Raw genomic sequence first — 22,614 nt, forward strand, 5'->3', positions numbered from 1 at the left:
GTGATGACTGTCACCGAGACCCAACCGAACACGCCGCTCGAGGCTGGCGCCGAGACCTATTTCGCCTGCACCGACCTGCACGCCTATTACGGCGAAAGCTATATCGTGCAGGGGGTCGGGTTTTCTGTCCGCAAGAGCGAGATCGTCGCCCTGCTCGGACGCAACGGCGCCGGCAAGACCTCCACCCTGCGCACCATCGCGCGCGCCGGGCAGCCCGAACTCAAGAGCGGCGAGATCTTTCTCGACGGCGACGCCATCCACCGGATGTCGGCGTTCCAGGCCTCGCGCGCCGGCATCGGCCTGGTGCCGGAAGACCGGCGCATCATCGCCGGCCTGACCGTCGAGGAGAACCTGCAGCTCGCCCAGATAGCCGAACCGAAGGGCTGGCCGCTGGAGCGGCTCTACGAGCATTTCCCCCGTCTGGCCGAGCGGCGGCGCCAGGAGGGCGTCACCCTGTCGGGCGGCGAGCAGCAGATGCTGGCCGTCGCCCGGGCGCTCGCCCGCGACGTCAAGCTGCTGCTGCTCGACGAGCCCTACGAGGGCCTGGCCCCGGTGATCGTCCAGGAGATCGAGCGGATCCTCCACGAGATCAAGTCGCTCGGCCTGACCACCATCATCGTCGAGCAGAACGCCATCGCGGCGCTCAACCTGGCCGACCGGGCGATCATCCTCGACATGGGCAACGTGGTCTTCGACGGCACCGCCCAGGCGGTGCTCGACAACGCCGAGCTCAGGCAGGAATACCTGGCGATTTGAGACTGCCGCAACCCCGCCCGGCGGCTCGCCGGGTCTTCCTGTGTCGGGCCCGGCACGAGAGCCGGGATTTACGTCGGAAGGGCGGCACGGCTGTACCACAGGGGAAAGCCATTCCCCGCGTCTGATCCTATACTGGGCGCGACGACAGGTCGAATGAGGAATGACTTGCGGCGGTGACGGAGCGGGACGCGTTGCGGGTCAACACGAAGCCCGCCCTTCCTGCCGCAGCCGCCGTCAGTCGTCCAGCGCGGCGGCAATCCGAGCGAGGTAGGCGTCGGCGTCGGCGGGCTCGTGGTAGAGCGCGAAGCCGAGGCGAAGGCGGTCGCGGCGGTGGTCGGCGACGACATTCGCCGCCATCATCCGTTCCTGCAGGCTGCCGGCCTGCGGCGTACGGAAGGTCAGGAAATGGCCGGTGGCATCCACGCCCGGCCGGCGCAACAGTGCGGCAGGATCGAGACCGGCGACGGGCCGGCGCTCCAGCGCCGCGAGGAAGACGGTCATGACCGACCTCACATGCGCGTCGATCGCATCGACCTGGAGGTCGAGGCCGTCGAGCCAGTCCATCACCGCGTTGAACCGGTAGAGGCCGCTCGGATCGAAGGTGGCGCCGAGGAAGCGGCCGCCGTCGGGGGCGTAGGCGACGCTGCCGGCATCGCCCGCCAGCGCGCCGAAGGCGGCATACCAGCCGGTGTCGGGCGGCCGCGGCGCGTAGCCCGGCGGGCAGTGCATGAAACAGGCGCCCTCGCCGGACATCGCATACTTGTAGCCGCCGGCCAGATAGAAGGCGCGGTTCCCGATCGCCGACAGGTCGGTCGGCAGCGCCATGAAACCGTGATAGCCGTCGACGACGACGAGCGTCTCCTCGCCGCGCACCGCGCCGACCAGCCCGGCGAGGTCCTCCACAACGTAGCCCGAATCGAAGAACACCTGGCTGACGAAGACCAGGTCGTGGCCGCCCTGCCCGGCGGCCTCGGCGAAGCGGGCGGGAAAGCTGTCGAACGGTTCGGCGGCAATCCTGGTCACCTTAAGCCTGCCGTCCTCCTCCAGCCGCGCCGTCTGGCGGGCGAAGGAATGGAACTCGGCGTCGGTGGTGAGGATCCGGGCCGGCCGGTTCTCGCCCGGCCGGGGCGGCAGGCAGGACAGCAGGCGGCGGACGAAGTCGAAGGTATTGGGCGCGACCGCGATCGTGGCGGGATCCGACAGCGCGAGGCGACGTGCGACATGGACCTGGAAGGCCGGCACGACCTCGCCGAACACCTTGTCCCACTTTCGGTCGGCCAGCGTGATGGCGTCCAGCCAGGCCTGCCGCTGGCCGGCCTCGGTGACGTCGGGCCAGCCGTGGTGGCTGTGGGCGGCGAGATGCAACCGGCCGGGATCGGCCGCAAGGAACCGGGAAAAGTGGCGGGCGTGGCTCATGGGCTGCGTGCGGGCCGGATCGACGGACGGGTCAGGCGGACCGCGCGTCCGGCGCGCCGTCTTGCCCGTTGACGGGCGCGTAGGCGAGCGCCATGCGGCGGCGCAGCGCCTCGGGCAGGTCGGGACGCGCGGCGCGCGGCATCAGGAAAGTCGCCAGCGCGAACAGGTCGGAGAAGATGCGGTGCTGCTCGACGGTCCGGTTCAGGTAGCTGTGGCCGGAGGAGCCGCCGGTGCCGACCTTGCGGCCGATCATCCGCTCGACCATCTGGGCGTGGCGGAAGCGCCATGTGGTCAGCGTCTCGTCGATGTCCATGATGTGGCTGAGGAAGCGGAACGGCACCTGCAGCGCCGGCTCGTCGCGGTAGAGGTTGATGAACAGGGCGGCGAGCACCGCGCCGCGGGCCATGCGCCAGCCAGGGGCCGGCGTGGCGCGGTCCTTCGGCGACGAGGAGAACAGCGCCTCGAAGCGGCCGAGTTCCTCCTCGAGCGCCGCGACCTGCCCCTCGCGCTGCCTGTCGCCGAGCGTCGGGTTGTCGGAGATCCTGGCGATCTCCTCCCTGACGCCGGCGGTGACGGCCGACCGGTAGGCCTCCTGGAACTGCCAGCCGGCGGTCTCCAGGAACGGCACCCGGCCGAGCCAGGCCTCGACCATGTCAAACAGGCTCGGCCTCGCCTCGACGTCGCGGATGCGGGTCTGCTCGGGTTCGATGAGGCGGTGCTCGAAGGGCTGGTCGTCGAACCGCAGACGGTTCTCTCGCTTCAGGCCGAGGCGCACCTCGATCTCGCGGAACTGCAGGCTCTGGAAGCCGGAGCCGGTGAACAGCAGGTCGCGGAAATCGAGAAAATCGAGCGGCGTCATCGTCTCCAGCAGGTCGATCTGGCGGACGCCGAGCTTGAGGATCTCGACGACGCGGGCAAGGCCCGCCGCCGCCGCCGCGACGTCGCGGTCCTCGACCCAGGGACCGGCGAAGATCGCCTCGACCCGGTCGAGCTCGTAGAGCACCTGCTTGAACCAGAGTTCGTACACCTGGTGCACGATGATGAACAGGTGCTCGTCGTGGGCCGGCCGGCCGACCGCCGCGCTCACCGGCTTCTGGCTGGCGAGCAGCGTCTCCAGCTGGAGGTATCCGGCATAGGATTTCGGGTCGATCGTCATCGGCGCCTGACCTGTCTGGCGGGAGCCGGCCCCCCGGATCGGATCTGCCGGGCCGGCCGCCCGAGGATGGTACGACGGGAGCGCTCAGGCAAGGGCGTCGCGAGAGGCCGGCGCGGCCGCGTCAGCCGGTCGGGAGTCCGTTCACCACGGATTGAACGGAGGGGCAGCGGGGCCGGGCAGCGCGTTGGGATTGGTCAGGTCGGGCGACAGGCCGGAACTCGGGTTGAAGGCGGTCGGAGGCGCATATTCGAGCTGCGACACGCCACCGCCGCCGCTGCACGCCGTCATCAATGCGGCCGATGCCACAAGGGCAAAAGCGGTGAACGCTGACTTGAAACGCATAAGAGGCCTCCTCCCGATACCAAGCGCCGGATCCGATCGTCGCGCCGACAGGTTAAGATAGTGCTGCCGGCACCTTTGCAAAGACCACATCCGCGGGCCGCTGTCCATGCATCTGTGACAGGACGCAGGCCGGGCAGTCTGCCGATTGTGACCTTCCGTCAATTGTTAACCGACAAGCAGCATTGTATTGCGTAGTATGGGGGTGGCCGATTCGGGGGCAGGAGGGCACCCGGGCGGCGACCCGCACTGGGCGGGCGAAACCTTTTGTATTGAAACACAAGGGTATTTTCAGGGGCAACAGGAACGCACGCGACGGGCGGCCGGGCGGGGCGAAGCCATACCGGCGTTCGATGTGCGGGGAAACGGAAGGGTTCAGAAAATGCGGGTTTTCGGACTGGCCGGCACGCGACGTGCGGCCCTGGGAGGCGTTTGCGCGATCTGCCTAACGATGTCGGGCGCCGGACACGCCGGCGCGGCAAGCGGGCTCGACGACCTGATCGCGGCGAATCCGGATATCGCCTTCGGCATCGACCAGGCGCGGACGAGCAAGGATTTCGTCGTCGTCTATTCGGCGATCTCGGCGGGCGAACTGATCGTCGTGGGCCTGACGAGGGCCCCCGGCCAGAAGGTGGTGCTGGACGGCAAGTTCCGGACCCGCTCCAACGCGGCGCGGATCTTCTACTTCCAGGAGGTCTACTGGCCCGAGGGCTGCGAGGTGACGCTGAAGTCCGGCAAGGACAAGCAGCAGGCGCTCGTCCAGTTCTGCGGACCGGAGGGCCCCGAAGGCCCGGCCGGGCCGCAGGGACCCGAAGGGCCGCGCGGCAAGCAGGGCAAGACCGGCGCCGACGGAGCGGAGGGGCCGCAGGGGCCCGAAGGCCCGCAGGGGGAACAGGGCCCGCGCGGCAAGCGCGGCAAGCGCGGTGCCACCGGTCCGGAAGGTGCCACGGGACCGGAGGGTCCTGCGGGTCCGGAGGGTCCCCAGGGACCGCAGGGCGCCACCGGCGCCCAGGGACCGGCCGGGCCCGAGGGCCCGCAAGGTCCGACCGGACCCCAGGGGCCGACCGGCGCGACGGGCGCGACCGGGCCGATCGGGCCTCAGGGACCGACCGGAGCAACCGGTCCCCAGGGACCGGCCGGCGTGGTCGAGATCCTGAACTTCCAGGGTGAGGTGGGCGACGTCGACGGCTCGATATTCGGCAACCGGTTCATCGGCGACACGGTGACGGTCACGGTCGACGACGGCCAGCGGGTCACCGGATCGGCCACCGCTATCCTCGGCCTCGCGCTCGACCTGCCGGGGCTCTTCGTCGACTATGATCTCTGCTACCGGTCGACCTCGGGCGGATCGATCGAGCGGTTCTCCACCGACCCGCTACGCGGCTTCCTGAGGCTGCTGCCGACGCCCTATGCCGCGAGCGCCTCGCGGGTGTTCGCGACGGGCGGCGAGTTCACGATCGGGTTCTGCGCCGATCCGACGCTGCTCGGCAACACCGACGCGCTGGAAGGCAACAACCACAACGTCGCCGGCTGGATCATGGTGACGAACGACTAGCTCCGACCATCGAACCAACCATCGCGGGCGGGGCGCCAGGGCGCTCCGCCCGTCTGCGTTGGGGCTTCTGCGTTCGGGCAGGCTGCCTTTCGGCGCGATCCGGCCAGCCGCAGCCCGGCGGCACGATGGGATGGGCACTATTCGGGCGTGCGGGCCGATGGACGTTGCGTCGGCAACGAGTCAATATGCTGCCGGCAGGTCAGGTCGCGATAGGACCGCAACCCATCCAGGTTGCAGACCGCCGGGGGCGCCGGCGTCGAACCGATTGTCCGAGGAGACACCCATGGCATTCATCCGCGTCCCGCACGCAGCGCTGCTCGTCGCACTCTTGCCGGCACTGGTCCTGGGAATGATGGCCGGGGCCGCAGGCGCCCAGTCGGCTGGCCAGACAGTGGGCCAGACAGACAGCCAGTCAGGGGTGCAGACGACCGAGCGCCGCATCGTTCCCGTCGACGACGGCGACTACTACGGCCACGACTACCAGACGCTGAAGGAGGTCACGCTCGGGGCGTGCGAGACGGCCTGCATCAACGACACCTCCTGCAAGGCGTTCACCTACAACACCTCGGCGCAGTGGTGCTTCCTGAAGAACGACGTCGGGCCGCTCAACAGCTTTGCCGGCGCGGTCGCCGGCAAGGTGGTCGAGGTCTCGACGCGCGTCGAGGACATGCCGAGGCCGGACCTGTCCTTCGTGGCCGACTGGCTGGTCGAGGAATCCGGCCGCTACGTCGCCCGCATCAAGGCGCGCCAGGCGCCGGCCGGCGATTTCGCGATGCTGACGGCGCGCGGCCTCGACGCGCTGAACCGCGGCGATGCCGATACCGCCGCCCGCAGCTTCCAGGCCGCGGCTTCGCTGCAGCCGTCCGACGGCCAGGTCTGGCTCGACCTGAGCCGGGCGATCCAGGCGATCTCGCCGTCCGACAGTTCCGACCGCTACCAGCTCAGCGACGACGCCGTGTCGTCGGCGATCGAGGCGGTGAGGCGGGCGAAGAATACCGAGGTGCGCGCCCAGGCCTATGCCGAACTGGCCAGGGCGCTGGAGACGAAGGATCTGTTCCGGCCGGCGCTGCAGGCCTACAAGGCGAGTCTGGCGCTGGTCGATTCGCAGTCGGTGCGCGACGCCTTCGACGTGCTGCACCAGGAGCACGGCTTCCGCATCGTCGACTACACCGTCGACGCCGACGCGGCGAGCCCGCGCATCTGCGTGCAGTTCTCCGAGGAACTGGAGGCGGGCCGGTTCGACTTCACCCCCTATGTGACGCTCGACGGCGCGACGCCGCCGGCGGTGACGGCGTCGGGCGAGCAGCTCTGCATCGACGGGGTCAGCCACGGCGAGCGCTACCGCGTCACGGTGCGCGCCGGCATCCCCTCGGTGGTCGACGAGACGCTGGAGCAGGCCTCGGAGTTCGAGATCTACGTGCGCGACCGCGGCCCCTCGGTGCGGTTCTCGGGGTCGAGCTTCGTGCTGCCGCGGGTCGGCTCGAAGGGCATCCCGGCGGTGACGATCAACACGCCGTCTGTGGACGTTGCGCTCTACCGGATCGGCGAGCGCGGCCTCGCCCGGGCGGTCGGGGACGGGCCGTTCCTGCGCCAGCTCGACCAATGGGACGCCGAGCAGATCGTCGAGGAGACCGGCGAGCAGCTGTGGACCGGCACGCTCGATGTCGCGGAGGGTTCCGGCGACACCCTGAACAAGGAGGTCACCACCATCTTCCCGGTCGACGAGGCGCTGCCGGAACGCCGGCCCGGCGTCTACGTGCTGACGGCGAAGGCGACCGAGGGCGAGCAGGAGTACTGGGAGCCACTGGCGACGCAGTGGTTCATCGTCTCCGACATCGGCCTTGCGACGCTGATGGGCGGCGACGGGCTGCACGTCTTCGCCCGCTCGCTGGAGACGGCCGAGGCGCTCGCCGGAGTCGAGGTCCAGCTCATCGCCCGCAACAACCAGGTGCTCGGCGAGACGGTGACCGACGCGGCCGGCTATGCCAGCTTCGGCGCCGGCCTGACGCGCGGCACCGGCGGTCTGGCGCCCGGCGTGCTGGCGGCGCAGGGCGAGAGTGCCGACTTCACCTTCGTCGACCTGACCCGCTCCGGCTTCGACCTGACCGACCGCGGCGTCGCCGGTCGACCGGCGCCGGGTCCGCTCGACGTGTTCATATATACCGAGCGCGGCGTCTACCGGCCCGGCGAGACCGTCTACCTGACGGCGCTGGTGCGCGACGACACCGCCGACGCCGTCACCGGGGTGCCGCTGACCATGGTGCTGACGCGCCCCGACGGCGTCGAGGACCGGCGCTTCGTCAGCCGCCAGGACGAGCTCGGCGGCCACGTCTTCAACCTGCCGATGATCGGCTCGGCGATGCGCGGCACCTGGACGGCCGCCGCCTATTCCGATCCGAAGGGCGATCCGATCTCCGAGATCGAGTTCCTCGTCGAGGACTTCGTGCCGGACCGCATCGAGTTCGACCTGACCAGCGCCGCGACGGCGCTGCCAGCGTTCCGGCCCGTCGAAATGAGCGTCGACGGACGGTTCCTGTACGGCGCGCCGGCAGCCGACCTGCGGCTGGAGGGCGACATCACCGTCAGCCCGGCCTCGAACCTGCCGGACTGGCCCGGCTATCGGTTCGGCCTCGACGACGAGGAGGTGACGCCGGTCCGCGAGACGCTGGCCGGGCTGCCGCGCACCGACGCGGACGGCAAGGCGACGTTCGACGTCGTTACGCCGGCGCTGCCGGAGACGACGCGGCCGATGTCGGCGCGCATCGACGTCAGGATGCGCGAGAGCGGCGGCCGGGCGGTCGAGCGGTCGCTGGAGCTGCCGGTCGAGCAGACCGGTCCGATGATCGGCGTCAGGCCGCTGTTTTCCGACGACACGGTCGCCGAGCGCACCAGCGCGCCGTTCGAGGTGATCGTGGTCGGCGCCGACGGCCGGCGCGTCGCCGTGCAGAACCTGCGCTGGGAGCTCGTGCGCATCGAACGCAATTTCCAGTGGTACCGCACCGACGGGCGCTGGAACCATGAAGCGGTGACCTACACGACGCGCGTCGCCGACGGCACGATCGACGTCGCCGCCGACCAGCCGGCGCGCATCGCGGCCGACGTCGACTGGGGCCGCTACCGCCTCGAGGTCGCCTCCGCCGAGGCGGCCGGACCGGTGACCAGCGTGTCCTTCACCGCCGGCTGGTATGTCGAGACCAGCAGCGCCGACAGTCCCGACACGCTCGAACTGAGCCTCGACAAGCCGGAATACCGGGTCGGCGACACCGCCACGGTGACCATCGCGCCGCGCTTTTCCGGCAAGGCCATCGTCAACGTCGTCGCCGAAGGCTTGCTGGAAACCCGCGAGATCGACGTTCAGGAAGGCGGCACCACGATAGAGCTGACGGTCGGCGAAGACTGGTCGCCGGGCGCCTACGTCACGGCGACGGTGATCCGTCCGATGGCCGGCGGCAGCGCCTCGCGAATGCCGACGCGCGCCGTCGGGCTGACCTGGCTCGAGGTCGACACGGCCGACCGGACCCTGGCGGTCTCGCTCGAGCTGCCCGACATCGCCCGGCCGCGCGAGACGATGGCGGTGCCGGCGGCGGTCGAGGGCCTGACGCCCGGCGAGCAGGCCTACCTGACGGTCGCCGCCGTCGACGTCGGGATCCTCAACCTGACCCACTACGAGCCGCCGGCGCCGGAGGACTGGTATTACGGCCAGCGCAAGCTCGCCATGGAGATGCGCGACATCTACGGCCAGCTGATCGACGGCCTGACCGGCGAGACCGGCCGGCTGCGCTCGGGCGGCGGCGAGGCGGGTCTCGGCATGGACGGCTCGCCGCCGACGCAGGAACCGGTGTCGCTGTTCTCCGGCATCGTCACCGCCGACGCCGAGGGCAAGGCCACGGTCAGCTTCGACGTGCCCGAGTTCAACGGCACGCTTCGGGTGATGGCGGTCGCCTGGACCGCCTCCAGCGTCGGCCACGGCAGCGCCGACGTGATCGTTCGCGACCCGGTGGTGCTGGTCTCCGCGCTGCCGCGCTTCCTGGCGCCGGCCGACCAGTCCCAACTGCGCGTCGACATCGACAACACCGACGGCCCCGCCGGCGCCTGGCGCATCGAGGTCGACAGCGCCGGCATCGTGCGCACCGGGCCGCCGGAACCCGCAAACATGCTCAACCTCGCGCAGCAGGAGCGCACCGCGATCTCGATCCCGCTGACCGGCACCCGGATCGGCCAGGACCGGATCACCGTGCGGCTGGTGCACGCCGACGGGATGACGATCTCCCAGAGCCTCAACATCGGCGTGCGTGGCGCCGAGCCACCGGTCACCGACCGGCGCGTCGTCTCGCTCATTCCCGGCGCCAGCCTGACGCTCGACGGATCGCTGGTCGCCGACAGGATCGCAGGCTCCGGCTTCGTCAACCTGTCGATCACCCGGGCGGGCACCCTCGACGTGCCGTCCATCATGGCCGCGCTCGACCGCTATCCGTACGGCTGCGCCGAACAGCTTACCAGCCGCGGCATGCCGCTCCTGTACCTGTCGTCGGTCGCCCAGCAACTGGGCCTGGGGACCGAACCGGAGCTGCGCGAAAGGGTCGACAAGGCGATCGCCGGGGTGCTGGCGAAGCAGTCCTCGTCGGGCGGCTTCGGCATGTGGAACCCGGGCGGCGGCGACCTGTGGCTCGACTCCTACGTGACCGAGTTCCTGACACGGGCGCGGGAAGCAGGCCACGCGGTGCCGGAGCTCGCCTTCGGCCAGGCGCTCGACAACCTGTCGAACGCACTCGGCTACACCGACAGCGTCGACACCCAGGGCAGCGAGATCGCCTATGCGCTCTACGTGCTGGCCCGCAACCGGCGCGCGGCGATCTCCGACCTGCGCTACTACGTCGACACACAGCTGGAGAACTTCGCCTCCCCGCTCGCCCGGGCGCAGCTCGGCGCGGCGCTCGCCTTCTACGGCGAGAACGAGCGGGCGCGCCAGGCGTTCGCCGCGGCGCTCTACGCCCTGCAGGACGACGGCGACAGCGACGGCCAGCGCTCCGACTACGGCTCGCGGCTGCGCGACGGGGCGGCGACGCTGACGCTGGTCGCCGAAAGCGGCGCCGGCGCCGAACCGATCCCGGCGCTGATCCGCATCGTCGACGCCGAGCGCGCCGGCCGCACCTACACCTCCACCCAGGAGGACGGCTGGATGCTGATGGCGGCGAACGCGCTGATCAACGAGGCCGGCGATCTCCGGCTGGAGGAGAACGGCGTGGCCGTGGACGGCAACCTGATGCGCCGCTTCTCGGGAGAGCGCCTCGACGGGCAGCCGGTGACGGTCACCAACCGCTCCGACAGTGCCGTCGACGCGGTGATCACGGTGAGCGGCGTGCCGAGCGAGCCACGCGGCCCGGAAGCCAACGGCTTCACCATCTCGCGCACCTATTTCGACCTCGACGGCAACTCGGTTTCCGTCGGCGAGGTCGGCCAGAACGCGCGGATGGTGGCTGTCATCGAGGTCGCCGAGCACAATTCGTGGCCGAGCAGCGTGCTGGTCGTCGACATGCTGCCGGCGGGTTTCGAGATCGACAACCCGAACCTCGTCGACAGCGCCGATCTGGCCGCCTTTCCGTGGCTGCCCGACGACGTCAACCCGGCCCATGTCGAGTTCCGCGACGACCGCTTCGTCGCCGCCTTCGAGCGCGACGGCAACTCCGACCCCTCCTTCACGCTGGCCTACGTGGTGCGCGCGGTGACGCCGGGCGACTACGTGCATCCGCCGGCCTATGTGGAGGACATGTACCGGCCCTATCTCACCGCCCGCGGCGAGACGTCGCGCACGCAGGTGCTGGGCCCGCGGCCCTGAGGCCGATGAGGGCGGCCGCCTCGATCGATGCGCCGCAGGCAAGCGTCGCGCTGGGCCCCGGATCATGTCCGGGGCTTAGGCTGCGGGGTGGGCTGCCGTTGTGCACCGGACAGGCCGCAAAGCAGAGACGACGTCCCGGCCCTGAGCCGGGACCCAGGGGCCGCACGGTACGGCGGGGCCGCATCCACCCGGGCCTCTCCACTCACTCAACCCTTATCCCGAGGAGCGGCGCAGCCGCGTCTCGAAGGGTAGCTGGGAACGGCCAGCGCCGGAGCAATGCGCCCGCCCTCATGGTTCGAGACGGGCGGCGATGCCGCCCTCGGCACCATGAGGGCCTCGCGGGGGACGGAATTGACGGGCCCCATTGGCACCGGCGGGTCGGCCGATGACCTCTCCGTCCCGCACACGCTCGCCCGTCTCCGCGATCGCCGGCGTACTCACGGCGTGGGTGGTGGTCGCGGCGATCGCCGTAACCGGCGGCTTCCTGACGGCGCGCGAAGGCTCCGCGGTGGTCGAGCGGGCCCGGGCGATCGAGACGTCGCGGGAATTGCGCGACCGCGACGGGGTGCTGCTCAGGCCGTTCGCGATCGCCGACGGGCGCTGGCGGCTGCAGGCTGACCTGGCCAGCATCGACCCGCGCTTCGTGGAGATGCTGCTCGCCTACGAGGACCGGCGGTTCGCCGACCATCCGGGCGTCGATCCGCTGGCGCTGCTGCGCGCGGCCTGGCAGGTCGCGGCGCACGGGCGTATCGTCTCGGGCGGCTCGACGCTGACCATGCAGCTCGCCCGGCTGCTGGCGCCGCGGCCGGACCGCACGATCGCCGACAAGCTTGTCCAGATCCGCGACGCGATCCGGCTCGACCTCGCCTTCTCCAAGCCGGAGATCCTGGAGCGGTACCTGACGCTGGCGCCCTACGGCGGCAACCTGGAAGGCATCAGGGCGGCGGCGCTCGCCTATTTCGGCCACGAGCCGCGCAAGCTCAGCCTCGCCGAGGCGGCGCTGCTGGTGGCGCTGCCGCAGTCGCCCGAGGCGCGGCGCCCGGATCGCGACGCCGGCGCAGCGCAGGCGGCGCGCGACCGGGTGCTCGACCGCCTCGTCGCGGCCGGCGCGATCGAGGCCGACGAACTCGGCCCGGCGCTCGCCGCAAGGATCCCGACGGTGCGCGCCGACATGCCCAACCACGCGCCGCACCTGGCCCGCCTGCTTTCGATCAGCATGCCTGAGGCCAACGGTTGGCAGGTCAGCCTCGAGGCCGGTCTGCAGACGGCGCTTGAAGGCCTCGCCTCCGAGGCGGCAAGGCCGCTCGGCGACCGGATGTCGGTGGCGATCCTGGTTGCCGATCATTCCAGCGGCGAGGTGCTGGCCGAGGTCGGATCGTCGGATTTCTTCGACGACATGCGCGCCGGCCAGGTCGACATGGTGCGTGCGATCCGCTCGCCCGGCTCGACGCTGAAGCCGCTGATCTACGGGCTCGCCTTCGAGGCCGGGCTGGCGCATCCCGAGACGCTGATCGAAGACCGGCCGGCGAGCTTTGGCGGCTACCGGCCGCGCAACTTCGACTTCGGCTACCAGGGCACGGTCAGCGTGCGCGAGGCGCTGCAGATGTCGCTCAACGTGCCGGCGATCCGGCTGCTCGACGCGGTGGGACCGGCGCGGCTGATGGCGCGGCTCAGGCGGGCCGGCGTCGAGCCGGTGCTGCCGAAGGGCGAGGCGGCGAGCCTGCCGGTCGGGCTCGGCGGCGCCGGCATGACGCTCGACGACGTCGTCACGCTGTTCGCCGGCCTTGCCAGTGGCGGCGCGCCGGTGCGGCTGCACCGCGATCTCGCGCCCGCCGCCCGGCCGAAGGGCGAGTTTCTCGACGCCCGCGCCGCCTGGCTGGTCTCCGACGTCATCGACGGCACGCCGCCGCCGGCCGGCCGCGCGCATGGCGGCTTCGCCTACAAGACCGGCACGTCCTACGGCTACCGCGACGCCTGGTCGGTCGGCTACGACGGCCGCCACGTGATCGGCGTCTGGGTCGGCCGGCCCGACGGCGCCCCGGTGTCCGGCCTGTCGGGGCGCCTCACCGCCGCACCGATCCTGTTCGACGCCTTCGAGCGGCTGGCGGCGAGTGCCGTCGGCGGCAGGCGGGTGCCGTTGCCGCCGCCGCCGAAGGGGACGCTGCTGGCAGGAGCCGCCGACCTGCCGCCGGCGCTGAAGCGGTTCGCTCCGGGCGAGGTGATGGCCGGGCACGGGGGCGGGGCCGGGGCAGATCCGGCGCCGGCGATCGTCTATCCGCCCGACGGGGCGCGGGTCGCGGTCGACACCGACGGGTCGGGCCGGCCGCGGCCGCTGGTGGTCAAGCTCGACGGCGGCCGCCCCCCGTTCCAGTGGTTCGCCAACGGCGCGCCGATCGACACCTCGCAGCGCCGGCGCGACGCCAGGTGGCAGCCTGACGGCGCCGGGTTCTCGACCGTCTCGGTGGTCGACGCGGACGGACGCGCGGCGAGCGTCACGGTGTTCCTGGAGTGACGGCACCACTGCGTTCGTCACCGGCGGACGCGGCGCCGTTAACATATTGCGCAGAGTTCATTTGCATTTCGGGCGCCGTATCCCTCTGTTAACGTTCGATCCGTGGCCACAACGACTTCGAACACCAGCGTCCGCATGACAACGCACTCCCGCCCGGCTCCGCCGGCGAGCCCCGACATTGCCGTGGCCCAGGCGGGGACCGGGGCCGAGGCGACTGGGCCGGACACGCCGCTGGTGCTCGACCTCGACGGCAGCCTGATCCGCTGCGACCTGCTGCACGAGACCGCCCTCGCCTATGTGCGCCGAAATCCGCTCCGGATCTTCGTGCTGGCGCGCTGGCTGCTGGAGGGCCGCGCCGCAGTCAAGCGCAAGCTCGCCGAGCGCGTGAGCGTCGATGTCGACTTCCTGCCGGTAAACGAGGAACTCGCCGCCTTCGCCACCGAGGCGAAGGCAAACGGCCGGACCGTAGTCCTGGCGACGGCGGCCGACGTGTTCCTCGCCTCGGCGATCGCGCGGCGCTTTCCCTTCATCGACAAGGTGGTCGCCAGCGACGGCGTCACCAACATCAAGGGCGCCGCGAAGGCGGACAAGCTCGCCGAACTGTATCCGGACGGCTTCGCCTACGCGGGCGATTCCGCCGCCGACCTGGCGGTCTGGCGGCGCGCCAAGTCGGTCGTCATCGTCGAGGCGCGGGGCTCGGTTGAACGCGATGCCCGGCAGGCGGGTCCGGTCGAGGCCGTGTTTCCCCGGAAGAGCGTTGCGCGGGCATTCGCCAAGGCGGCAAGGCCGCACCAGTGGGCCAAGAACGCGCTGGTCTTCGCGCCGCTGATCCTGGGCGGGCACCTGGCCGATCCGGCCGCCTGGGTAAACGCCCTGATCGCCTTCGTGGCGATCAGCATACTGGCGTCGACCACCTACCTGCTGAACGACCTGTTCGACCTGCCCGAGGACCGGCTGCACTGGTCGAAGCGGCACAGACCGCTGGCCAGCGGGCGCCTGCCGGTGCTCTACGCGATCGCCGCGCTGCCGGTTGGGTTCCTCCTGAGCTTCGGGCTCGGCGCCCTGATCGGCGCGATCGCAGTCGTCATCCTGCTGGCCTATCTGCTCCTCACGGTCGCCTACTCGATGAGTCTGAAGCGCCAGCCGATCCTCGACGCCTTCACGCTGGCGGTGCTGTTCACGCTGCGCCTCGGACTCGGCATCACCGCCGCCCAGGTCGTCGTGTCGCCCTGGCTGCTGGTCTTCTCGATGTTCCTGTTCTCGTCGCTGTCCTTCGCCAAGCGCCATACCGAGATCGAGCGCATGGCGACTCTCGGCGAGCGCAAGGTCGCCGGCCGCGGCTACCTGTCGAGCGACGGCCCGCTGATCCTGGCGATGGGGGTGTCCAGCGGCCTGGCGGCGGTGATGATCATGGTGCTGTACCTGATCAACGACGCCTTCCAGGCGGGGCTCTACCAGAACTCCGTGTGGCTGTGGGCATTTCCGCCGGTGCTGTTCCTGTGGATCGGCCGGATCTGGCTGCTCTGCCAGCGCGGCGAGCTCAACGACGATCCCGTCGCCTTCGCGGTGCGCGACCGAGCCAGCGTGGCATTGGGCGCGGTCATGGCGGCGGCGTTCCTGGCGGCCTGGTTCGGGCTGGGCGCGTGATGCCGGCGGGGCTTCTGCGCGCCGGACTCGACAACCAGATCGTCCGGTTCCTGCTGCTCGGCGGACTGGCGGCGGCGATCAACTGGCTGATGCGGTTTCCCCTGTCGATGGTCCTGCCGTTCTCCTGGGCGATCCTGGTCGCCTACGCGATCGGCATGAGCGCCGGCTTCACGCTCTACCGGGCCTACGTGTTTCCGGGCTCGAACCGGGCGCTCGGACCGCAGATCGCGATCTTCCTGCTGGTCAACGCGTTCGGCGCGGTGGTGGTCTGGTCGGTCGCAATTGCGCTGGTGGAGGTCGTGTTTCCGGCGGTCGGCTACGCGTTCATGCCCCTCGCCACCGGGCACGGCATCGCGATCGGCGTCGGCGCCGCGGCAAACTTCCTCGGCCACAAGTTCGTGACCTTCCGGATCGATCCGGGAAAGGACGCCGTCGCCTGAGCGTCGGGCGCGTCAGGTCGCGGTCAGCGCCAGCATCACCATGGTCACGACGTTCAGTCCGATCGCGTAGGTCACCAGCACCTGCAGCGCCGGCAGCAGGTGCGCGCGGCGCAGCGCGAAGGCGAGGATGACGAGCAGGACGGGCAGCCAGTCGAGCACGTAGCGCTGGGCATTGTACTGGGTGAAGCCGTTGGAATGGTAGAACAGGATCGGCACAGCGATGATCAAGATCGTCAGGACGCCGATCGCGACCGGCCGCCTCAGCGGCGCGAAGACCGCGAGCAGGACGAAGGGGCTGGCGGCGAGCAGCGAGGTGCCGGCGGAATCCAGCATCTGCGGCACCGTCATGGTCGGGCCGGCGAACTCCAGGTGGAAGCCCTGCACGAACAGGTACATGACGTTGAACAGCAGGTAGGCCGAGGAGAACAGGCCGTACCGGTCGAGCCGGTCGTCGACCATGGTCCTGTCGTCCGGCCCGGGCGGCATCATGTAGCCGTAGCCGGTGTCGAGCGGATCGCCGAAGCGGGCATAGTTGTAGAGAAAGTAGACGGCGAGCGCCGCGGCGACGGGCAAACCGAGCGCCAGCGCGCGGCGCCAGTGCGGCCAGCGCAGCGAGATCAGCGGCTCGTCGGTTCTCAGCGCCAGGACGAACAGGAACGGCAGGTAGAACAGCGACATCTGCCGGCTGAGAAACGCCAGCCCGATGGCGAGGCCGGCAAGCCAGAGCGTACTGCCCCGCAGGGTCTGGTGGATCGCGAAGGTGACCAGCAGGAACGCCGTCGACTGGGCGAAGAACCAGACCCCGTCGCCGCGGATGGTGACGTAGTAGAGCGGCGTCCCGAAGGCGAGAGCAAGCAGCAGCCAGATCGCCGCCGGCCGGTCGAGCGACAGCCGACCGAAGATGCGCCACCACATCCACAGCGAAACGGCCGTGGCAACCAGCGCCAGCGCGATGAAGCCGGCGAAGCCGGGGCCGAACATCGCCACGAACGGCATCGCCAGAACCGCCGGCAGGGGCGGGAAGATCACCCAGGTCCTGCCGTCGTGGATCGCGCAGTCGACGTCGACGCAGCCGGTGATGTCCAGGCGCCCGTGCAGGAACGCGTCGGCAAGTGGTGCGTAGGAATTGGTATCGCCCGGCTCGGTCAGCGCCCGCAGCAGCAGGCCGGCCAGGAGAATGGCGGCGAGCAGCCCCGCAACCGCGAGCAGGACCATACCGCGGCCGGCGAGGAGGTCGTCGTGCGGCGGTCTGCCGGCAAGCGCCGAAGGCGATGCGGTCCGTTCCGTCGTGTCGGCCATGTCGTGCTCCGCTGCCGGGTCGCCGGCCACCCCGCGGACCGCGACTGCGCGCACCCTATCGCGCCAAACCTTTCGATTGCTTTGCCAGAAACCCGGAAACTGCGGTCCAGCGGCGATCAGTATCCCGGCAGCACCAGGACCGTCGGCAGGACGGGAAGCGAATCGCGCGAGACGACCACCGACGGCGTATCGCTGAGCACCACCTCGTACTGCGCGCCCATCCGCACCAGAAACCGGTTGAGCGTGGAGGAGCCGAAATAGTGCATCGGGATGATCAGCGGCGCCTGCAGGTCCTGCAGCGTCTCGATCATGCCCTCGACGTCGAGCGTATAGCTGCCGTCGACCGGCGCCAGGACCACGTCTATGCGGCCGAGCGCCTTAAGGTGATCCCCGGTGAGCACGTGGTGGAGATGGCCGAGGTGCAGGATGCAGAGGCCGGCGACCTCAAACACGAACATCGAGTTGGCGTCGCGCTCGGTCTCGGCGAAGCCGCCGCGGATGTTGGTGGTGACATTGCGCAACCAGACGTCGTCGACCGTCAGCTCCCACTTCGCCGGCTCGCCGTCGCGCTTCCAGCCGGGCAGCAGGTGCTCGATGCCAGGGTCCGGGTTGTAGGAATGGTGGCTGGAATGGGCGATGTTCATCGTCGCGATGCGCGGCACCACCGTCGGCCGGACCATGTCGTTGTAGTCGGTGGCGATAGTGACGCCGGCGGGGCTCTCGATCAGGAAGGTCGAGTGGCCGACATAGGTCAGCCGGACGTCACTGCCGGCCTCGGCCTGAACGAGCCGGAAGGCGGCCGGAACGACGCGCGGCGGATCGTAGGCGATCAATCTGGGACAGCGCTCGGGCTCGACATCCTGGGCACTGGCCGGAGCGGCCGGCAACGCGGCGAGGAGGCCCGCCAGGACGATCCCGACGGTCGGGCGCAGGGCGACGCAGACGAACGGGCGAACGAGACGCATCGGCTTCTCCCGTGTGGATGCCGGGCAGGTGGACGCCGGCAGTCGGCGCTCCGGTTGCCGGAAAGTGTGTCATGCTGCGGACGTTTCTGCCATCGTCGCGCTTTTGAAATGGTCGTGATCGCAGCCGGAGGCGGCATCGGCGGCAAGGCCTGTGGCGCCAGTGCAACGGCGGGCCCGACCGCCCATCCTGCCACGATCTTATCCTTAACCCGCCCTTAAGTAGCCGGATTTACTTTGCCTTTTCGCGGGCGCCGGTTGGCCGCCGTTCAGGGTATTGCGTATGCGGCCAGCCACGCCCGCACCCGGCGGGTGGCAATCGGAAACCGGAACACAGCCGCGCGCGACCGAGGCGGGTGGCCGACACGCGGAAGAGCCTTACGACATGAGCCCCGATCTGAGACTGCGACCCGAGGATCGGGTAGGCGGCGGTCCGGTGCAGCCGGCCAAGCCGAAATCGCGGGCCAAGCCGGCGCGAAAGGCTTCGGTGAAGACCGGGACGAAGAGTGCCAAGGCGCCGGCGTCCAGCCGACGCGCCAGACCGCGCAAGCCGGCCAAGCGCCGCCGCGGCAAAGGCGGTGGGATCGGCCGGACGATCGGACGGCTGGTCTATCTCGGCTTCGTGCTCGGCCTGTGGGCGCTGATCGGCGTGATGGGCGTCATCGGCTATTTCGCGATGACGCTGCCGCCGCCCGAGGAACTGGCGGTGCCGGAGCGGCCGGCCAACGTGATGGTCGTCGCCGCGGACGGGACCGTGCTCGGCAACCGCGGCGAGACCGGCGGCGAGGCGGTGCGCCTGTTCGAGCTGCCGCCCTACCTGCCGCAGGCCGTGATGGCGATCGAGGACCGGCGGTTCTATTCCCATTTCGGCATCGACCCGGTCGGCCTAGCCCGCGCCGTGTTCGTCAACTTCACCGCCGGCGGCGTCCGCCAGGGCGGCTCGACGATCACCCAGCAGCTCGCCAAGAACCTGTTCCTGAAGCCAGAGCGCACCATTCGCCGCAAGGTGCAGGAGGTGCTGCTGGCGCTGTGGCTTGAGCACAAGTACTCGAAGGACGAGATCCTCGAGATGTATCTCAACCGCGTCTATCTCGGCGGCGGCGCGACCGGCGTCGAGGCGGCGGCGCGGACCTACTACGGCAAGTCGGCGCGCGAGGTGACGCTGGCGGAGGCGGCCACCATCGCCGGCCTGTTGAAGGCGCCGTCGCGTTATGCGCCGACCGCCAACCCGGACCTGGCGGAAGAGCGCGCCCAGACCGTCATCAGCGCCATGGTCGACGCCGGCTTCATATCGGACGACGACGCCAAGCTGGCGCTGATCAGCGGCGCCGAGATGCGGCCGCAGACGCCGGGCGAGGCGGCAGGATACGTGGCCGACTGGGTCTGGGAGCAGGTGCCCTCGTTCATCGGCGAGGTCCGCTCCGACATCGTCGTCGACACCACCATCGACATGCGCATGCAGAACTCCGCGGAGGCGGCGCTAGTCAGGGTGCTCGACGAGCAGGGCGCCGAGAAGGGCGTTTCCGAGGGCGCGCTGGTGGCCATGGACACCAGCGGCGCGGTGCGGGCCATCATCGGCGGCCGCAACTATGTCAAGAGCCAGTTCAACCGCGCCATCAAGGCAAAGCGGCAGCCGGGCTCGTCGTTCAAGACCTTCGTCTACCTCGCCGCGATGGAAGCCGGGCTGACGCCGGAGACGATGCGCAACGACATTCCCGTCAGCTTCGGCGACTGGTCGCCCGGCAACTATTCCAACAAATACCGCGGCCCGGTCACGCTGACCGAGGGCCTGAAGGATTCGATCAACACGGTGGCCGTCAAGCTGACGGCGGAACTCGGCACCGAGCGGGTGATCGAGGCCGCCCACCGCCTCGGCATCCGCTCCGAGATCCCCAACAACATGTCGATCGCGCTGGGCACCTCGGAGGTGACGCCGCTCGAGCTGGTCAGCGCCTACGTGCCGTTCGCCAGCGGTGGCTACGGCGTGGTGCCCTACGTGATCCGACGGATCCGCACGACCGAGGGCGAACTTCTCTACGAGCGCAGCGGCGACGGGCCGGGCCAGGTGGTCTCGCCCTACGCCGTCGGCGAGATGAACTACATGCTGAAGCAGACGGTCGCCGACGGCACCGGCCGCCGCGCCGGCTTCGACCAGTGGCCGGCCGCCGGCAAGACCGGCACCAGCCAGGAGTACAAGAACGCCTGGTTCATCGGCTACACCGCCTATCTCGTCGCCGGCGTCTGGCTCGGCAACGACGACGGCACACCGACCAAGAAGGTGACCGGCGGCAGCCTGCCGGCGGAGATCTGGCACGCGTTCATGGCCGAGGCGCACGAGGGCCTGGCGATGGCCGACCTGCCCGGCGACTACCAGCCGCGCGGCAACGAGCCGATGGTCGCCTCCGGCGAGACGCAGCCGTGGATGCAGGACCCGGCGAGCCAGACCGCCGGCTACGATCCGAGCGCGCAGGTGCGCCCGGCGGCGCAGGCGCCGGCCCGCAACGGCCTGTTCGGCCAGAACGGCTTCTTCAAGCGCCTGTTCGGGGGCTGAATCCGGGTCAGTCGGTGATGCCGGACTTGCGGGTGCGGCGGCTTGCCAGGAACACGGCAAGGGTCAGGCCGCCGAGCCCGGCCATGGCGAGCGCCAGCGGCAGCGCCTGGTCGGCGAACACGCCGGCGTCCATGACCGCCGCCACGAACACGCCCATCAGCGCCGCCGACGTCATCTGGCACACCCCCATCAGCGACGAGGCGGCGCCGGCGTTCTCCGGGAACGGCATCAGCGTGCCGGCCATCGACTGGGCGAGCGCGCTGCCGACGCCGGCGAAGGCGACGGCGGAAGCCGCGACCACCGCGTAGACGCCGCCGAGGTCGGTGACGACGAAGAACACCACCGCCGCGCCGCCGACGCTCATCAGGCTGGCGCCGAGCGCGATCCCGGCGTCGATCCCGTACAGGCCGGTGACCTTGCGGCCGAGCAGCGTCCCGCAGATGTAGCCGAGGCTGCACAGGCCGAAGGAGACGCCGAAGGCGAGCGGCGTCAGCCCGTACTGGCCCTGCAGCACGTAGGAGGAGACCGAGATGAAGGTGAACACCGTCGCGTAGCACAGGCAGACCATCGACACGTAGACGACGAACTGCCGGTGGCGCACCAGTCGAGCGAAGATCCTGATCATGCCGAGCGGTGTCGGCGGGTCGAGGGCGCTCTTCGGCAGCGTTTCCGGCAGCCGCAATGCGACCAGAACGAACAGCAGCAGGCCGAGCGCCACGGTGAGGATGAAGCTCGACCGCCAGCCGAAGAAGATCTCCATGACGCCGCCCAGCGTCGGCGCCAGCGTCGGGACGATCCCCATGATGGTCGCCATCAGCGCAAGTTCCTGGCCGGCGCGACGGCCGGAATAGAGGTCGCGGGCCACCGCGCGGGCCAGTACGATCGGCCCCGACGCACCGACGGCCTGCAGGAAACGGGCGGCGATCAGCAGCGGCATCGATGCGGCCATCGCGCACAGGGCGCTCGCCACGATGAAGATCGCCAGACCCGCAAGCAGCACCGGCCTGCGGCCGTAGCGGTCCGACAGAGGCCCGTAGAAGATCTGGGTGGAGGCAAAGCCGAACAGGAAGGCCGACAGGGTCAGCTGAGCCTCGGCCGGTGTGCTGCCGAGCCTGTCGGTCAGCGACGGCAGTGACGGCAGGTACATGTCCGTCGACAGCGGCCCGAGCGCCGTCAGCGTGCCGAGCAGGGCCGTCAGGGCGAAGGTGTCGCGCTTGAAGGTCATGGCCGGGGGAACGGAAGCCGGTCCGGCGAGCGGAGCCTCGTCACTTCGGTTCGTCGATCACGGCGTTTGTCAGTGTGCCGATCTCGGGGACGGTCACCTCGACGACGTCGCCGGGCACGAGCCAGCGCGGCGGATCGAAGCGGGCGCCGGCGCCGGTCGGAGTGCCGGTCAGGATCATGTCGCCGGGTTTCAGCGTCGTGAAGGTGGTGATGTACTCGATCAGCCGGGCGAACGAGAACATCATGCTGTCGGTGGTATCATCCTGGCGGACCTCGCCGTTGACGGTCGTCGTCAGGCGCAGCGGCGCGGCGAGATCGATCTCGTCGGCGGTCACCAGCCACGGACCGATCGCACCGGATCGGTCGAAGTTCTTGCCTTGCGTGACGTTGAACTTGGCATGGCGCACCCAGTCGCGGACGGTGCCCTCGTTGGCCAGCGTCGCCCCGGCGACGTGGCCAAGCGCCCGCTCGGCGGGAATGCGCCGCCCGGGCGTACCGATCACCAGCGCGATCTCGCCCTCGTAGTCGAGTTGATCGGAGACCGGCGGCCGCTCGATCGGCGTGCGGTGGCCGACGAAGGACCCCGGAAAGCGCACGAACATCGAGGGATAGGGGGCTTCCTGCGACCCGTCCCGATACTCCGCATTGCGATTTGCGTAGTTGACCCCGATGCAGATGATCTTTCCGGGATCGGTTACCGGCGGCAGCAGCGTCACCGTGTCGAGCCCGACATCGGGATCCGCCCCGTAGAGGGCAACGCGTGCATCATCGAAACCATCGTCCTCCAGCAAAGCGCGCACGGTCGGATAGTCCGGCAGTCGCTTGCGCAGATCGACGATCCCGCCGTCGACGACGCCGCCCCAGGACACCGTGTCGCCCGACCTGTAGCTGGTAAGTCGCATTGCCAGTTCCTCGAATCGC

14 protein-coding genes are annotated in these 22,614 nt (G+C 70.1%); 7 read left to right on the forward strand and 7 right to left on the reverse strand.

The window, feature by feature from the left end:
• Window positions 1–3: 3 nt before the first annotated feature.
• Window positions 4–756: an ABC transporter ATP-binding protein gene (locus V3328_RS14090; protein WP_340330446.1), complete on the forward strand. Its 753-nt coding sequence runs from the start codon at window positions 4–6 to the stop codon at window positions 754–756.
• 234 nt (window positions 757–990) lie between these two features.
• Here V3328_RS14090 and V3328_RS14095 read toward each other — a convergent pair whose 3' ends face one another.
• The 3 genes from V3328_RS14095 to V3328_RS14105 form a co-directional block, all read right to left on the reverse strand.
• Window positions 991–2,172, reverse strand: a complete 1,182-nt coding sequence (locus V3328_RS14095; protein WP_340330313.1) for an aminotransferase class V-fold PLP-dependent enzyme — start codon at window positions 2,170–2,172, stop codon at window positions 991–993.
• A gap of 31 nt (window positions 2,173–2,203) precedes the next feature.
• Window positions 2,204–3,328, reverse strand: coding sequence for a tryptophan 2,3-dioxygenase family protein (locus tag V3328_RS14100; protein ID WP_340330314.1), 1,125 nt, complete (start codon window positions 3,326–3,328; stop codon window positions 2,204–2,206).
• A 141-nt stretch (window positions 3,329–3,469) separates the two neighbouring features.
• Window positions 3,470–3,670: a hypothetical protein gene (locus tag V3328_RS14105; RefSeq protein ID WP_340330315.1), complete on the reverse strand. Its 201-nt coding sequence runs from the start codon at window positions 3,668–3,670 to the stop codon at window positions 3,470–3,472.
• 448 nt (window positions 3,671–4,118) lie between these two features.
• On the opposite strand from V3328_RS14105, the gene V3328_RS14110 reads away from it, so the two are divergent.
• The 5 genes from V3328_RS14110 (at window position 4,119) to V3328_RS14130 (ending at window position 15,657) form a co-directional block, all read left to right on the forward strand.
• Window positions 4,119–5,222, forward strand: coding sequence for a collagen-like domain-containing protein (locus tag V3328_RS14110; RefSeq protein WP_340330316.1), 1,104 nt, complete (start codon window positions 4,119–4,121; stop codon window positions 5,220–5,222).
• Window positions 5,223–5,505: 283 nt separating this feature from the next.
• Window positions 5,506–11,058, forward strand: coding sequence for an alpha-2-macroglobulin family protein (locus V3328_RS14115; protein ID WP_340330317.1), 5,553 nt, complete (start codon window positions 5,506–5,508; stop codon window positions 11,056–11,058).
• A gap of 385 nt (window positions 11,059–11,443) precedes the next feature.
• A complete protein-coding gene (gene pbpC / locus V3328_RS14120; RefSeq protein WP_340330318.1) occupies window positions 11,444–13,570 on the forward strand; it encodes a penicillin-binding protein 1C in 2,127 nt (708 codons plus the stop codon).
• A 135-nt stretch (window positions 13,571–13,705) separates the two neighbouring features.
• The gene (locus V3328_RS14125; RefSeq protein WP_340330319.1) at window positions 13,706–15,217 is read left to right on the forward strand and encodes a UbiA family prenyltransferase; all 1,512 of its coding nucleotides are present in this window, start codon (window positions 13,706–13,708) and stop codon (window positions 15,215–15,217) included.
• Window positions 15,217–15,657: a GtrA family protein gene (locus V3328_RS14130; RefSeq protein WP_340330320.1), complete on the forward strand. Its 441-nt coding sequence runs from the start codon at window positions 15,217–15,219 to the stop codon at window positions 15,655–15,657. Before V3328_RS14125 ends, V3328_RS14130 begins: the two co-directional genes overlap by 1 nt.
• Window positions 15,658–15,669: 12 nt before the next feature.
• On the opposite strand, the gene V3328_RS14135 is transcribed toward V3328_RS14130, so the two are convergent.
• Both V3328_RS14135 and V3328_RS14140 read right to left on the reverse strand, forming a co-directional pair.
• Entirely contained in the window at window positions 15,670–16,956 is a 1,287-nt protein-coding gene (locus tag V3328_RS14135) for a glycosyltransferase family 39 protein (protein ID WP_340330321.1), read from the reverse strand.
• A gap of 116 nt (window positions 16,957–17,072) precedes the next feature.
• A complete protein-coding gene (locus tag V3328_RS14140) occupies window positions 17,073–17,921 on the reverse strand; it encodes an MBL fold metallo-hydrolase (protein ID WP_340330322.1) in 849 nt (282 codons plus the stop codon).
• A gap of 382 nt (window positions 17,922–18,303) precedes the next feature.
• Between V3328_RS14140 and V3328_RS14145 the strand changes: the two genes are divergently transcribed.
• Complete coding sequence (locus V3328_RS14145) at window positions 18,304–20,469, forward strand: transglycosylase domain-containing protein (protein ID WP_340330323.1); 2,166 nt, start codon at window positions 18,304–18,306, stop codon at window positions 20,467–20,469.
• Between the two features lie 7 nt (window positions 20,470–20,476).
• On the opposite strand, the gene V3328_RS14150 is transcribed toward V3328_RS14145, so the two are convergent.
• Together V3328_RS14150 and V3328_RS14155 are read right to left on the reverse strand one after the other, a co-directional pair.
• Window positions 20,477–21,694, reverse strand: a complete 1,218-nt coding sequence (locus V3328_RS14150) for a multidrug effflux MFS transporter (RefSeq protein ID WP_340330324.1) — start codon at window positions 21,692–21,694, stop codon at window positions 20,477–20,479.
• A gap of 40 nt (window positions 21,695–21,734) precedes the next feature.
• On the reverse strand, window positions 21,735–22,595 hold the full coding sequence (locus V3328_RS14155) for a fumarylacetoacetate hydrolase family protein (protein WP_340330325.1): 861 nt from the start codon (window positions 22,593–22,595) through the stop codon (window positions 21,735–21,737).
• Window positions 22,596–22,614 lie beyond the last annotated feature (19 nt).

Source organism: Microbaculum marinum (genome assembly GCF_037855135.1).
GTDB lineage: Bacteria > Pseudomonadota > Alphaproteobacteria > Rhizobiales > Tepidamorphaceae > Microbaculum > Microbaculum marinum.

What these genes read in the sequence shown, in the direction of transcription:
- V3328_RS14090 (WP_340330446.1), top strand. Translation starts at nt 4, where the DNA reads ATGACTGTCACCGAGACCCAACCGAACACGCCGCTCGAGGCTGGCGCC.
- V3328_RS14095 (WP_340330313.1), bottom strand. Translation starts at nt 2,172, where the DNA reads ATGAGCCACGCCCGCCACTTTTCCCGGTTCCTTGCGGCCGATCCCGGC.
- V3328_RS14100 (WP_340330314.1), bottom strand. Translation starts at nt 3,328, where the DNA reads ATGACGATCGACCCGAAATCCTATGCCGGATACCTCCAGCTGGAGACG.
- V3328_RS14105 (WP_340330315.1), bottom strand. Translation starts at nt 3,670, where the DNA reads ATGCGTTTCAAGTCAGCGTTCACCGCTTTTGCCCTTGTGGCATCGGCC.
- V3328_RS14110 (WP_340330316.1), top strand. Translation starts at nt 4,119, where the DNA reads ATGTCGGGCGCCGGACACGCCGGCGCGGCAAGCGGGCTCGACGACCTG.
- V3328_RS14115 (WP_340330317.1), top strand. Translation starts at nt 5,506, where the DNA reads ATGGCATTCATCCGCGTCCCGCACGCAGCGCTGCTCGTCGCACTCTTG.
- pbpC (WP_340330318.1), top strand. Translation starts at nt 11,444, where the DNA reads ATGACCTCTCCGTCCCGCACACGCTCGCCCGTCTCCGCGATCGCCGGC.
- V3328_RS14125 (WP_340330319.1), top strand. Translation starts at nt 13,706, where the DNA reads ATGACAACGCACTCCCGCCCGGCTCCGCCGGCGAGCCCCGACATTGCC.
- V3328_RS14130 (WP_340330320.1), top strand. Translation starts at nt 15,217, where the DNA reads ATGCCGGCGGGGCTTCTGCGCGCCGGACTCGACAACCAGATCGTCCGG.
- V3328_RS14135 (WP_340330321.1), bottom strand. Translation starts at nt 16,956, where the DNA reads ATGGCCGACACGACGGAACGGACCGCATCGCCTTCGGCGCTTGCCGGC.
- V3328_RS14140 (WP_340330322.1), bottom strand. Translation starts at nt 17,921, where the DNA reads ATGCGTCTCGTTCGCCCGTTCGTCTGCGTCGCCCTGCGCCCGACCGTC.
- V3328_RS14145 (WP_340330323.1), top strand. Translation starts at nt 18,304, where the DNA reads ATGAGCCCCGATCTGAGACTGCGACCCGAGGATCGGGTAGGCGGCGGT.
- V3328_RS14150 (WP_340330324.1), bottom strand. Translation starts at nt 21,694, where the DNA reads ATGACCTTCAAGCGCGACACCTTCGCCCTGACGGCCCTGCTCGGCACG.
- V3328_RS14155 (WP_340330325.1), bottom strand. Translation starts at nt 22,595, where the DNA reads ATGCGACTTACCAGCTACAGGTCGGGCGACACGGTGTCCTGGGGCGGC.